The following is a 12,401-nucleotide window of genomic DNA, read 5'->3' on the forward strand; positions in this document are numbered from 1 at the left end:
TCCGGCTCGATCAAGAGCCGGTCTCCGGCTGGGCCGTGCCCACCAATTCCGGAGCCTCGCCGCTCGGCTGCGCGGAGCCGCCGCTCCACCGGAAGCCCAGCAGCCTCAGACCGTTGAGGGCCACAAGCACGGTGCTGCCCTCATGACCGATGACGCCCAGCGTGAGGTCGAGCCATCCGCCGAGCGCCCCCACCACCAGTACGGCGATGACGCCGAAGGCGAAGGCCAGGTTCTGTCGCACGACCCGCTCGGCCCTCCGGCCGAGCCGGATGGCGCCCTCGAGCCGGCTCAGGTCGTCGGACATGAGCACCACGTCGGCTGTCTCCAGCGCCACGTCCGTGCCCGAGCGCCCCATCGCCACGCCCACGGCAGCTGCTGCCAGCGCCGGCGCGTCGTTGACGCCGTCCCCGACCATCGCGACCGGCCCCCAGCGACGCTCCAGCTCGGCCAGCACGTGCATCTTCTCCTCGGGCAGCAGGCCCGCATGGACCTCGTCGACGCCCAGCTCCTCGCCGATGGCCTCGGCGACGCGGGCGTTGTCGCCCGTCAGCATGACCACCCGGATGCCGAGGCGCTTCATCGCCGCCACCGCTTGACGCGCCTCGGGCCGCACCCGGTCGGCCACGGCCAGCAGCCCCACCGGTCCTGACCCGTTGACCCCCACCACCATGGCCGTTTGGCCGGCCGCCTCGAGGCGGGCCAGGCGGTCGCGGAGCTCGGGGCGGAGGGGACGCCCCATCTCCTCGAACCATGCCGGGCTGCCGACCATGACGCGGTCACCCGCCACCACGGCCTCCACGCCGCGCCCCGGGTGGCTGGTGGTCTGCTCCGGGGCGGAGAAGGCCAGGTCGTGCCGGTGAGCGGCCTCGACGATGGCTCGGGCGATGGGATGCTCGCTGCCGGCCTCGGCCGAGGCGGCCAAGGCCAGTACCTGGCTCTCGCTCCATCCGTCGACGCCATGGACCGCCGTCAGGCTGGGGCGGCCCATCGTGAGGGTCCCGGTCTTGTCGAAGGCCACCACCCGCACCGACGCCAGCTGCTCCAGGTGGAGGGCTCCCTTGAAGAGCACCCCCCGGCGGGCACCCCGGGCGATGGCCGACAGCATGGCAGGCATGGTCGAGAGCACCACTGCACAGGGAGAGGCCACCACCATCAGCGTCATGGCACGATAGAGGGTCAGGTCGAAGCTCCAGCCCAGGACCAAGGGGCCGGCGGCGATGACGCCGACGGTGGCCAGCACCACCGCGGCCGAGTAGACCTGCTCGAATCGTTCGATGAAGAGCTGGGTGGGCGGCTTGTGCTCCTCGGCCTCGGCCACCAGCCGGATGATGCGGGAGAGGGTGCTGTCGGGCGTGCTCCGGGTCACCTGGACCCAGAGGGCCCCGGAGCGGTTGACGCTGCCTGCGAAGACCGTCTGGCCCGGCGCTCGCTCCTGCGGGATGCTCTCGCCGGTGATGGCGGAGGCGTCGACCGCCGACGCGCCCTGGACCACGACGCCGTCGGCCGGGATCTGCTCCCCGGGCAGCACCAGCACCACGTCGCCCGGTCGGAGCTGGTCGGCCGGCACCAGGGCCCCCTCGCCGACGTCGTCGAGGGAGCGCACTCGGCGGGCCCGGGTGGGCCGCAGTCTGACGAGGGCCTCCACCGCCCGCCGCGTGCGCCCCACGGCGTACTGCTCGAGCGCGTGGCTCAGGGCGAAGATGAAGATGAGGATGGCACCGTCCTGGGCCTGCCCGATGGCGGCCGCACCCAGGGCCGCCGCCACCATCAGGAAGTCGATGTCGATGCGCCCTCGGCGCAGCGACCGGAGTCCCTCCCGAGCGGGCTCGAAGCCGCCGACCGCGAACGCCGCGAGGTAGGCGGCGAGCGCCGGCAGACCCGGTCTGAGCAAGAGAGGACCGCCGGCAGAGGCGGGCGCCAGACGGCGCTCCAGCCACCATCCGAGCACCGTGAGCGCCCCTGTCGCCAGCGGCACCGCCAGGGGGCGCAAGCGAGCCAGTCTCCCGGATCCGTCGCGAGGGGGCATGGACGACTCCCTTCTACGGCCGTCGACAGCATGGCGCCGGCGACCGGGCTCACATTGGTTAACCCCGTTAATTCTTAGGAGTGTTTAGCAAAGGAGAATCATTATCTGTAACGATCATATATCCTGGCAGGCGACGTCCGTCAAGGCGTCGGCGCGACGGTCCAAACGGCCCGTGGCGGTATGGCATGCGAGCGCGGCGCGGCAGACTACGGGGTGCGCCCGGCCGGGCGTACGCAAAAGACGGGCATCGAGACCGGGACGGGTGGAGGGAGCCTTGGAGGGAGTCGGCTCGGTGCTGGGCCTCGCCGGCCGTACCGTCTTCTTCTACATCGTGGTGCTCGTCGTCATCCGCTTGATGGGCAAGCGTGAGATCGGCACGCTCTCCCCGTGGGACCTGGTGCTGACCATCATGCTGGCCGAGCTGGCCGCGCTGCCCATCGAGAATGCCAACGTCGGACTGCTCGCGGGCGCCGTGCCCATCCTGACCCTCCTGGTCACGCAGGTCGTGGTCTCGTGGCTCAGCCTCAAGAGCCTCGGCTTTCGCAACCTCATCGCCGGCACCCCCAGCATCGTGGTCAAGGACGGGCGCATCATCGAGCCGGAGCTGAGGCGCCTGCGCTACGGCATCGACGACCTCATGGAGCAGCTGCGCCAGAAGAACGTGCCCAACATCCACGACGTGGAGGTGGCCGTGCTGGAGACCAACGGCAGCCTCAGCGTCATCCCCAAGTCACAGCGGCGGCCCGTCTACCCCTCCGACCTGGGCATCAGCACCGGCTACGAGGGATTGCCCATCCCCCTGGTCAACGACGGGCGCATCGACTACCGGGCGCTGTCGGCGGCGGGGCTGGACCTGACGTGGCTCAAGCAGGAGCTGGAGCGGCGGGGCATCCACGACCCCAAGGAGGTGCTCTACGCCTGCCTCGACTCGCAGGGCAACCTGTTCGTGCAGGAGCGGGAGAAACCAGGGGCGCCGGGGTGAGACGCGACCCAGGCATTGCTCGATGGTCCGCCGCGGGGTATAATCAGGCCTGCGATCGGTGCGCCTATAGCTCAGGGGATAGAGCGCCGGCCTCCGGAGCCGGGTGCGGGGGTTCGAATCCCTCTAGGCGCACCATCTTCGTTTCGGCCGGCTTCCCGGCCGGCGTGACCCCGGCTCCCCTCTCCCTGCGGATCGCACCGGTCCCCCTCGGATTTCACCAGGAGGTGCAACCGCATACGTATCGAAGAGGGGCTACCCGCGTTCGGCCGACCAGGCGCGGGCCGACGCAACCTGGCTGGACGGGCGGCCGGGACGAGGGCGATCGACAGGGAGGGGCCGGTGGATGCAGGACCGCGAGCGCGAAGTGATGCTGGACTTCTTGCGGGTGACGGAGACCGCGGCGCTGCGAGCCGCGCCGTGGATGGGCAAGGGAGACAAGCAGGCAGCCGACGACGCGGCCGTCGACGGCATGCGCGGCATGCTGGACCTGGTGCGGGTGCGGGGCACCGTCGTCATCGGCGAGGGCGAGAAGGACAAGGCCCCCATGCTCTACGTGGGGGAGGAGGTGGGCACCGGTGATGGCCCCGAGGTGGACATCGCCGTCGACCCGCTGGAGGGGACCCGGCTCGTGGCCAACGGGCTGCCCAACGCCCTCTCGGTGCTGGTGGCGGCCGAGCGCGGCAGCGTGCTGCCCGTGCCCTCCTTCTACATGCAGAAGATCGCGGTCGGCCCTCGAGCCGCCGGCCACATCGACATCAACGCGCCCGTGCGGGAGAACCTGCGGGTGGTGGCGGCCGTGCTGGGCAAGCGGGTGGCGGAGTTGACCGTCGTCATCCTGGACCGGCCTCGCCACGCCCGCCTCATCCAGGAGGTGAGGGAGCTCGGGGCCCGCATCAAGCTCATCTCGGATGGCGACGTGGCGGCCGGCATCGCCACGGCGCTGGAGGACACGGGCGTGGACCTGCTGCTGGGGATCGGGGGGGCCCCCGAGGGCGTCCTGACGGCGGCGGCGCTCAAGTGCCTGGGCGGCGAGATCCAGTGCAAGCTCTGGTTCGCCACTCCCGAGGAGGAGTCCAGGGCCGAGGCCGCCGGCTTCCAGCCCGGCAGGGTCTACACCCAAGACGACCTCATCCGCACCGACCGGGTCATCTTCGCGGCCACCGGGGTGACCGACGGCGACCTGCTCAAGGGGGTACGCTACGAGGGACGCACGGCCCGTACCCACTCGCTGCTGATGCGGGCCCACACCAAGACCGTGCGCCTCATCGAGACCATCCACCACCTCGAGCACAAGACGCTGCGCTCGCGCCGGCGCAACGAGGAGGTCGCGGCCCGCGCCGCCGAGGAGGCATCCTAGCCGACGACGAGAGGAGACGGCCCAGCCGTCCTCGAAGCCCCCTCGGGCCGCCCTCCACCCGTGGATGGGCGTCACGGCAGGCGGCCCGGGGGGAGGCGCGGAGCATGGCGGACAGGGCACGGATCATCGACGGCAAGGCGCTGGCCGCGGCCGTGCGCCGGCAGGTGGCCCAGCGCGTCAGCCAGCTGCAGGAGCGGTATGGGACGGTGCCCGGCCTCTCGGTCATCCTGGTCGGCGACGACCCCGCCTCGGCCATCTACGTCCGCAACAAGCGGCGGGCCTGCGAGGAGCTGGGCATCCGCAGCCGGGTGCACCACCTGCCGGCCCAGACCCGGGCGTCGGAGCTGGCCGAGCTCATCGACCGGTGCAACGCCGACCCCCAGGTGCACGGCATCCTGCTCCAGTTGCCGCTACCGGCCCATCTGGAGGCGGACGACTTCCTGGCCCGGATCGATCCCCGCAAGGACGTCGACGGCTTCCATCCCGTCAACATGGGCCGGCTCCTGCAGGGGCGCCCGTACCTGGTGCCCTGCACGCCGGCCGGCATCCTGCACCTGATCGACGCCACCGGCGTCGAGCTGCAGGGCCGGCGGGCGGTGGTCATCGGGCGCAGCAACATCGTCGGCAAGCCGACGGCCCTGTTGCTGCTGGGCCGGCACGCCACCGTCACCGTCTGCCACTCCCGTACCCGCGACCTGGCCGGGGTCTGCCGGGAGGCCGACGTGCTGGTGGCCGCCGTGGGGCGCGCTCGCCTGGTGCGGGGCGACTGGATCAAGCCGGGTGCCGTCGTCATCGACGTCGGCATCAACCGCCTGCCCGACGGGAGTCTGGCCGGCGACGTCGACTTCGACGCGGCCTCGCGCGTGGCCGGTCACGTCACACCGGTGCCGGGCGGGGTCGGGCCCATGACCGTGGCCATGCTGATGGCCAACGCCGTGACGGCAGCGGAGCGGCTGCTGGAGGCCACGGACGGCGCCTGATCCGGCCGCGACGGCCCTCGACGCCGGGACAGGTCTAGCCGCGCGCCCGGGCGAGTAGAGTGGGTCCCGACGACGACATCGACGGGCGCGTCCTCGAGGCGCGCCGCCGGGCAGGGGGCCAGAGCGCCTGTGGGCACGGCGCTTCTCTACGGGGCCGCGGTGGGCGTGTTGCTGTTGTCCAACATCTGGATGCTACGTGAGCTCGAGGCGCTCAAACGGCAGCTGGACGCCTACCAGCGCGAGGTGGCCTCGCTCGACGATCGCGTCTGCCAGCTGATGTACACCCTCGAGGCGAGCGAGGCCGACCGGCTGGCCCCTCGGACCTCCACGCCTGCCCCCACCCCGAGCGGCCGCTGACGGGGCCCTCGCCCCCCGATGCCGGGCGTCACCTGCCCTCCAGATGGGTCATGCGCCGCAGCCCCAGCACCACCTGCTGCACGGCATCGGGCTCTCCGCTGAGGCTCACCTCGACACGGTTGGTCCGCAGCGCCCCGGTAAACTCCACCTCTTCGTGGAGGCGGGCGCGCCAGCCCTTGCCGGCCACCTCGGCCAGCACCCGGGGCCGAGCCGCGGCCAGTCCGCCACTGCCGGCGAGGGGCTCCTCATGGCCCGTCGTCAGCTCGCCCCCGAACTTCTCCAGGTAGCGCGCCACCATGCGCCACCCCACGCCCCTGAGCACCACCACGGGCGCATGGCGCTCGGCCTCGTCCTCGAACTCGACAGCTCCCCAGCGCACCGGCGGTACCGACCCCCCGCGCGACCGTGGGCGGATGTTCGGTGACCGGGTGCGAACTCCTCCCCCCGTCTCGGAGGAGGTGCGGCTCACGACGCGCGCTCGCCCAGGTAGGCCTGCCGTACGCTGGGATGCTCCAGGAGCTCGGGGCCAGGTCCCTCGAGTGCGATCCGGCCCGTCTCGAGCACGTAGGCGTACTCGGACATCGCGAGGGCCATGCGGGCGTTTTGCTCCACCAGCAAGATGGTGGTGCCTTGCCGGTGGATGGCCGCCAGCGCGCGCATGACCTCCCGCACCAGCAGCGGCGCCAGCCCCAGTGAAGGCTCGTCGAGGCACAACAGCCGCGGCTGGGACATGAGCGCCCGACCGATGGCCAGCATCTGCTGCTCGCCGCCCGAGAGGGTGCCGGCCTTCTGCGCGCGGCGCTCGGCCAGCCGGGGGAAGAGGTCGTAGACCCGTTGCAAGGAGGCCCGTGACTCCGCCTCGGGCCGGGCGTAGGCGCCCATCACCAGATTCTCGTAGACCGTCAGGTTGGCGAAGACCCGCCGGCCCTCGGGCACCAGCGCCACGCCGCGGCGCACGATGCGGTGGGTGGGCCAGCTCGAGATCTCCTCCCCGAGCAGCCGGATGCTGCCGGCGCGCCGGCGCACGAGCCCCATGATGGCCCGCAGCGTCGTGCTCTTGCCGGCGCCGTTGGCGCCGATGAGGCAGACGAGCCCGCCCTCGGGGACCCTCAGCGAGATGCCCCGGAGCGCCTGGATGCCGCCGTAGGCTATCTCGAGCGCCTCGATCTCCAGCATGGCGGGCGCCGGGCCGGGCCCGCCCGGACGTTGGGGCGTCATGCGGCTGGCTCCTCCCCCAGGTAGGCGGCGATCACCTTGGGATCCCGCTGGATCTCTTCGGGTGTGCCCGTGGCGATGGCGACGCCGTGGTCCAGGACCGTGATGCGCTGGCAGATGCCCATCACCATCTGCATGTGGTGCTCGATGAGCAGGATGGTCAGGCCGAAGCGCCTCCGTATCTCCAGGATGAAGGCCATCAGCTGTCGCATCTCCTCGGGGTTCATGCCGGCCGCTGGCTCGTCGAGCAAGAGCAGTCGTGGGCCCGTGGCCAGGGCCCGGGCGATCTCGAGCCGGCGCTGCTGGCCGTAGGGCAGGGAGCTGGCCGGTTCGCCGGCCAGGTGGGCCAGCCCGACCGCCTCCAGCAGCGTATGGGCCCGCTCCCGCATGGCCCGCTCCTCCGCGCGGCGGGCCCGGCCGGGCACGAAGGCCGAGGCCAGCGAGGCCCGGCGACGCACGTGCAGGCCCACCAAGACGTTGTCGAGGACCGTCAGGCCGCCGAAGAGGCGGATGTTTTGGAAGGTACGGGCGATGCCGAGCGCCGTGATGCGGTGGGGCGGCCACCCCTGGATGGGCTGCCCCTCGAAGAGGATGCGCCCCTCGCTCGGCACGTACTGGCCGGTGATCAGGTTGAAGACCGTGGTCTTGCCCGCTCCGTTGGGCCCGATGAGCCCCACCAGCTCGCCCTCGTGGATGACGAGGTCGAGGGCGTGCACCGCCACCAGGCCGCCGAAGCGAACCGTCAAGCGCTCCAGGGTCAGAAGAGGCTTCGTCGCCACGTCACTGCCCCCTCGGCGGGCGCGCGGCCCCCGCCGCCCGCCCGGAGACCCGCGCCAGCCCGCGCGTCACCCCGCGGGCCACGCGCCAGGTGAGATGCCAGGCGCCGTCCCACGTGAACTCGCTGCGGCCGAAGAGCCCCCGTCGGTAGAAGAGCATGAGCAGCACCAGCAGCAAGGAGAAGGCCACCATGCGCATCCCGGGCACGCCGGGGATGAAGAGGGGCCCCAACCGCATCGGTGCCTCCACTGCCCGCAGCGCCTCCTGCAAGACGGCGTACAGCACGGCGGTCACGGTGGCCCCGGTGGTGCTCCCCAGACCTCCCAGTACCACGATGATGAGGAGGTTGAAGGTCATCATGAAGGTGAACAGCGAGGGCGAGATGGTGGTGAGCAGGGCCGCCAGGAGCCCGCCGGCCACCCCCGCGAAGAAGGCGCTGACGACGAAGGCCAGGAGCTTGTGGGTGAAGACGTGGATCCCCATGGCCTCGGCCGCCACCTCGTCCTCCCGGATGGCCTTGAGCGCTCGGCCGTAGGTCGAGTTGACCAGATTCTGGACGACCCAGACGGTGAAGACGGCCGCGCCGCCCGTCCACCACAGGTTGGCGTACTCCGGGATGTCGCGGATGCCCAGGGGCCCGTTGGTGACCGAGATCAGGTTGTTGGCCAGCACGAAGATGATCTCCCCGAAGCCGAAGGTGGCGATGGCCAGGTAGTCGCCTCGCAGCCGCAGGGAGGGGACCCCCACCAGCAGGCCGCCCACCGCGGCCGCCACCCCCGCCGCCACCAGCGAGACGAGGAAGCCCAGGGGCATGGCCAGCGCCGCCCCGGCACCTCCTGGGAGCAGGCGCGAGAGCCCCGCCGACAGGCTCTCCGGCACCGAGAAGGCCGAAAGGGGCCAGACCAGCGGCTGCAGGAAGAAGACCTGGGCCTTGCGAGCCACGGGCAGCATCAACAGGGTCGTCAGGAAGCCCCCGATGGCCATGAAGCCGTTGGGTCCCAGCGAGAACTGGCCGGCCACCCCGTTGACGAGGTTGTAGCTGACGGCCGCCACGACGTAGATGAAGGCCAGGTTGGCGATGCGCCGGTAGTACGGGCTGAAGCCCGGCTGCTCCATGTAGGCGATGGCACCCACGAGCAACGCCAGGGCGGCCAGGGTCAACAGCCGCTTGGTCCAGGGGGATAGGGGCGGCGCCTCGCGAACGGGCTCGATGGAAGCGGCTTTGGTCGTCATGGGGGTCTACACTTTCTCCTTCATGGGCTCGCCCAGGATCCCGGTCGGCCGTACCAGCAGGAAGAAGACCAGCAAGGCGAAGACGAAGGCGTCACGGTAACCGGACAGGTGCGGCATCAGGCCCACCGTCATGATCTCGACGATGCCGATGACGAAGCCTCCGATCATGGCCCCTACCACGTTGCCGATGCCGCCGACCACTGCCGCCGTGAAGGCCTTCCATCCCGGGTAGATGCCCATCAGGGGGTTGACCTGGGGGAACTGGAAGGACCACATGATGCCACCGGCCGCCGCCAAAGCCGAGCCCAGCGCGAAGGTGTAGGAGATGACCCGATCGACGTCGACGCCCATCAGGCGGGTCGCCTCGATGTCACGCGACAGCGCTCGCATGGCCATGCCCGCCCGGGTGCGATAGACCAACACCAGCAGGGCACCCACCAGCAGCAGGGTCAGCACGGGTACCCAGACCGTCACGCCGGGCACCCGGAAGGGTCCGAGGGCGTACGAGCCGGCGAACGCCGGGGGCACCGGCATGCCCCGTGGACGCCCGCCGACCACCACCAGGCCCAGGTTCTCGATGAAGAAGGAGACCCCCACCGCGGTGATGAGGGCCGAGATGCGCGGCTCCTCTCGAAGGGGACGGTAGGCCGCGCGATCGATGGTCACGCCAACCAGGGCGGTCAGCAGCGCCGTCAGCGGCGCGCTGATCCACCAGGGGAGGTGGAAGACGCCCACGAGGAAGAAGGCCGTGTACGCGCCGATCATGAAGACGTCGCCGTGGGCGAAGTTGATGAGGCGCAGGATGCCGTAGACCATGGTGTAGCCGATGGCCAGCAGGCTGTACAGCCCGCCGAGGCTGATGCCGTTGAGGAGCTGCTGGACGATGACCTCGAGCGAAAGGTTCACCGCTGCCGCCTCGCCTCTCGATGAACGGGGCGACCGGGCCGGGCCCCGCCGCCCGGTCGCCTCTCCCTGGCCGTCGAATGGGTGAAGCCGGTCGTCGGGCGCGTCACGGATTGACCGTGGCGAGGTACTCCCACTGCCCGTTGACCAGCTTGCGGATGACGACGGGCTTGATGGCGTCCCCGTTTTGAATCGTCACGGTGCCCGTCGTCACCTCGAGGTCGCGGGTCTGTTGCATCGCGGCGGCGATGGCCTCCGGATCCGTGGAGCCGGCCCGCCGGATGGCGTCGAGGACGATGAGCACCGAGTCGGCCGCCAGCGCGCCGAAGGCGTTGGGCTCCTTGCCCGTCACCCGCCGGAAGGTCTCGACGTACTGCTGCGCCAGCGGGTTGGAGAAGGCCTGCACGTGGTAGAAGCCGGTGTGCATCAGGCCCTCTACGGCCGCGCCCCCGATCTGCACCAGCTCCGGAGCGTCGGCTCCGTCGCCGGCCAGGATCGGCACGTCGAGGCCCAGCCGGCGCGCCTGGACAGCGGCCAGCGCGATCTCCGCGTAGTAGTTGGGCATGTACAACAGCTCGGGGTTGGCCGCGCGGATGGCCGTCAGCTGGGCGCTGAAGTCCTGATCGCCCGTCTTGAGGTACTGGGTGGCCACCACCTGACCGCCCAGCCGGGTGAACTCACGGGCGAAGAAGTTGGCGAGCCCGACCGCGTAGTCCTGGGCCACGTCCACCAGCAGGGCGGCCCGGCGGACGCCCAGGTTGTCGTAGGCGAAGCGCGCGGCGATCTGGCCCTGGAACGGATCGATGAAGCAAGCCCGGAAGACGAAGCTGCGCCCCTGCGTCGTGAGCGGATTGGTGGTGGACGGGCCGATGATGGGCACGCGCGCCTGCTCGGCGATGGGGCCCGCCGCCAGCATGGAGCCCGAGATCATGGGGCCGATGATGGCCACGACCCGGTCTCGCTGGATGAGCCGCTGGGCAGCATTGGCGCTCTCGACCCGGTCCGACTTGTTGTCCACCAGGACAAACTCCACCGGCCGCCCGAGGGCCTCCAGCTTCATCATCTGCTGAAGCACCTGGATGCCCTCGTAGCCCTGCTGGCCGTAAGCGGCCACCCCGCCCGTCATCTCCAGGTTGAGGCCGATGCGGATGGGCTCGGCCGCGCCGGCCACCGCCGTGGCGGCCACGAGCAACGAGCCAGCCAACAGCAGCGAGGCGATCTTGCGGTTCATGGCGTGCTCTCGATGCCCCCATTCCCTCCACTGCGTCTGGGGCCCGGGACTTGCGACCAGGGTGTTGGCAGGCTTATACGCCGTATCGCGGCGATCTCCTGGGACGACATCCCCAGACCTGTCGGGAGGGGAAAGCCGCCCCCGCTCCTAAATCCTCCTGCGTCGGGTCGCCGACCCAGGGTTGGCGACGATCTGGGAGAGGAGACGACGGCCATCGATGCGCGGGCTCATCCGGCGCCCCCGGGTGGCAGGGCTGGCGGCCCTGATCGCGACGACGATGGCATGCATCGCGCCCGGCGCCGCCCGGGCGGGCGCGACCGCGCCCGGCGGTGCCGAACTGTCGACGCAGGGCGTCGTCACGCTGCTGGCGCGCCGGCACGAGTGGATCTGGCGACTCTCCCCCGACGCCCTGCAGGTGCGGGAGGCGCGCTCGCCCGACGGGTCGGCCCGGCTCGTCTGGGTGTCGGCGCCGACGGAGCAGGAGTCGACGCCCCCGCGCCATGCGTTTGGCCTGTTGCGACGCCAGTCCACGGGCGAGCGGGACGTCTTCGTGGACCTGACCGGCCTGGTCGACACCGGCTATCCCAGCTACACCGTGATGCCGGTCGACGCCCTGCCCGGAGGGCCGGTCCTCTTCACGGTGGCGGCGCCCTCCGATGGGGACCGGCCGCAGGCCGCGCTCTACCTCTTCGACCCGAGCCGGGCCGGCGGCGAGGCCGGTAGCGTACGGGTGCTGGCGGCCACGGGCGATCTCATCACCATGGACCGGGAGAGCGGCGGCAGCCTGCGGGTCCAGGTGGGTGTCTACGACTTCGGCGAGCGGGTGCCGGCCGTCTTCGTCGTCTCCGACTCGGCTCGCCTGGATCCCGTGGGCCGCCCCGCTCGTGCCGTGGCGGTCACCACGTACCGGTGGGATCCGCAACGCGGGGCCTTCGCCGTCGAGGCCTCGCCGCCGGAGCTGACCCCCTTCGGGGTGGCGGAGGCCTTCGTCGCGGCGGTGCGGCGGGGCGACATGCAGCAGGCGCTGGGGTTGACCACGGCCGAGTGGCGACGCGTCATGGGGGTCGAGACGCCCGAGCGCCTCCGAGCTTACCTGCAGGCCACCCGGCCGCACCTGCTGATGTCGCCGGGCCCCTTCCGGTTCTTGGGAGGCTCCACCGGCCGGGAGGCGGCCTCCATCCTCTTCGCGGATCCCGACGGGCGCATCTATCGCATCCGGCTGCGCCTGGTCAGGGGACAGGCACCCGAGCTGCTGGTGATGCAGGGCACGCTGACGGCGGAGCTGCGTGGCCCGTGGCAGGTCGACGGGCTGGACGGCGGCAGCTAGCCGCGCGGCGTGC

General features: G+C 71.2%; 12 protein-coding genes and 1 tRNA gene. 6 read left to right on the top strand and 7 right to left on the bottom strand.

What is annotated here, in order from left to right; genetic code table 11:
* Positions 1-10: 10 nt before the first annotated feature.
* Positions 11-1,990, bottom strand: a complete 1,980-nt coding sequence (locus VLY81_RS03610) for a heavy metal translocating P-type ATPase (RefSeq protein WP_324669661.1) — start codon at positions 1,988-1,990, stop codon at positions 11-13.
* Positions 1,991-2,288: 298 nt separating this feature from the next.
* Here VLY81_RS03610 and VLY81_RS03615 point away from each other — a divergent pair, with 298 nt between their 5' ends.
* The 5 genes from VLY81_RS03615 to VLY81_RS03635 all read left to right on the top strand — a co-directional run bounded on the left by VLY81_RS03615 (position 2,289) and on the right by VLY81_RS03635 (position 5,702).
* Entirely contained in the window at positions 2,289-3,008 is a 720-nt protein-coding gene (locus VLY81_RS03615) for a DUF421 domain-containing protein (RefSeq protein ID WP_324669662.1), read from the top strand.
* 60 nt (positions 3,009-3,068) lie between these two features.
* Positions 3,069-3,143, top strand: a tRNA-Arg gene (locus VLY81_RS03620).
* Positions 3,144-3,351: 208 nt separating this feature from the next.
* Positions 3,352-4,365: a class II fructose-bisphosphatase gene (gene glpX / locus VLY81_RS03625; RefSeq protein WP_324669663.1), complete on the top strand. Its 1,014-nt coding sequence runs from the start codon at positions 3,352-3,354 to the stop codon at positions 4,363-4,365.
* A 104-nt stretch (positions 4,366-4,469) separates the two neighbouring features.
* Positions 4,470-5,345, top strand: coding sequence for a bifunctional methylenetetrahydrofolate dehydrogenase/methenyltetrahydrofolate cyclohydrolase FolD (gene folD / locus VLY81_RS03630; RefSeq protein ID WP_324669664.1), 876 nt, complete (start codon positions 4,470-4,472; stop codon positions 5,343-5,345).
* A 129-nt stretch (positions 5,346-5,474) separates the two neighbouring features.
* Positions 5,475-5,702, top strand: coding sequence for a hypothetical protein (locus VLY81_RS03635; RefSeq protein WP_324669665.1), 228 nt, complete (start codon positions 5,475-5,477; stop codon positions 5,700-5,702).
* A 28-nt stretch (positions 5,703-5,730) separates the two neighbouring features.
* Here the strand turns inward: VLY81_RS03635 and VLY81_RS03640 are convergent, their stop codons facing one another.
* From VLY81_RS03640 to VLY81_RS03665, 6 genes are all read right to left on the bottom strand, one after another.
* Entirely contained in the window at positions 5,731-6,081 is a 351-nt protein-coding gene (locus VLY81_RS03640; protein ID WP_324669666.1) for a MoaD-like domain-containing protein, read from the bottom strand.
* A gap of 86 nt (positions 6,082-6,167) precedes the next feature.
* Positions 6,168-6,878 carry an ABC transporter ATP-binding protein gene (locus VLY81_RS03645; RefSeq protein WP_324670331.1) on the bottom strand — a complete coding sequence of 237 codons (711 nt, stop codon included), beginning with the start codon at positions 6,876-6,878 and terminating at the stop codon, positions 6,168-6,170.
* A gap of 38 nt (positions 6,879-6,916) precedes the next feature.
* Positions 6,917-7,696, bottom strand: coding sequence for an ABC transporter ATP-binding protein (locus VLY81_RS03650; protein WP_324669667.1), 780 nt, complete (start codon positions 7,694-7,696; stop codon positions 6,917-6,919).
* A 1-nt stretch (position 7,697) separates the two neighbouring features.
* On the bottom strand, positions 7,698-8,927 hold the full coding sequence (locus VLY81_RS03655; protein ID WP_324669668.1) for a branched-chain amino acid ABC transporter permease: 1,230 nt from the start codon (positions 8,925-8,927) through the stop codon (positions 7,698-7,700).
* 6 nt (positions 8,928-8,933) lie between these two features.
* Positions 8,934-9,833, bottom strand: a complete 900-nt coding sequence (locus VLY81_RS03660; RefSeq protein ID WP_324669669.1) for a branched-chain amino acid ABC transporter permease — start codon at positions 9,831-9,833, stop codon at positions 8,934-8,936.
* A 103-nt stretch (positions 9,834-9,936) separates the two neighbouring features.
* Entirely contained in the window at positions 9,937-11,061 is a 1,125-nt protein-coding gene (locus tag VLY81_RS03665) for an ABC transporter substrate-binding protein (protein ID WP_324669670.1), read from the bottom strand.
* A 217-nt stretch (positions 11,062-11,278) separates the two neighbouring features.
* Between VLY81_RS03665 and VLY81_RS03670 the strand changes: the two genes are divergently transcribed.
* Positions 11,279-12,388 (top strand): hypothetical protein, encoded by a 1,110-nt coding sequence (locus VLY81_RS03670; RefSeq protein ID WP_324669671.1) that lies wholly within the window; start codon positions 11,279-11,281, stop codon positions 12,386-12,388.
* Positions 12,389-12,401 lie beyond the last annotated feature (13 nt).

The organism is Limnochorda sp. LNt, assembly GCF_035593265.1.
Taxonomy (GTDB): Bacteria; Bacillota; Limnochordia; order Limnochordales; family Geochordaceae; genus Geochorda; species Geochorda subterranea.

Coding starts and splice junctions, on each gene's coding strand:
- VLY81_RS03645 (WP_324670331.1), bottom strand. CDS start 6,878: ATGCTGGAGATCGAGGCGCTCGAGATAGCCTACGGCGGCATCCAGGCG.
- glpX (WP_324669663.1), top strand. CDS start 3,352: ATGCAGGACCGCGAGCGCGAAGTGATGCTGGACTTCTTGCGGGTGACG.
- VLY81_RS03670 (WP_324669671.1), top strand. CDS start 11,279: ATGCGCGGGCTCATCCGGCGCCCCCGGGTGGCAGGGCTGGCGGCCCTG.
- VLY81_RS03665 (WP_324669670.1), bottom strand. CDS start 11,061: ATGAACCGCAAGATCGCCTCGCTGCTGTTGGCTGGCTCGTTGCTCGTG.
- folD (WP_324669664.1), top strand. CDS start 4,470: ATGGCGGACAGGGCACGGATCATCGACGGCAAGGCGCTGGCCGCGGCC.
- VLY81_RS03655 (WP_324669668.1), bottom strand. CDS start 8,927: ATGACGACCAAAGCCGCTTCCATCGAGCCCGTTCGCGAGGCGCCGCCC.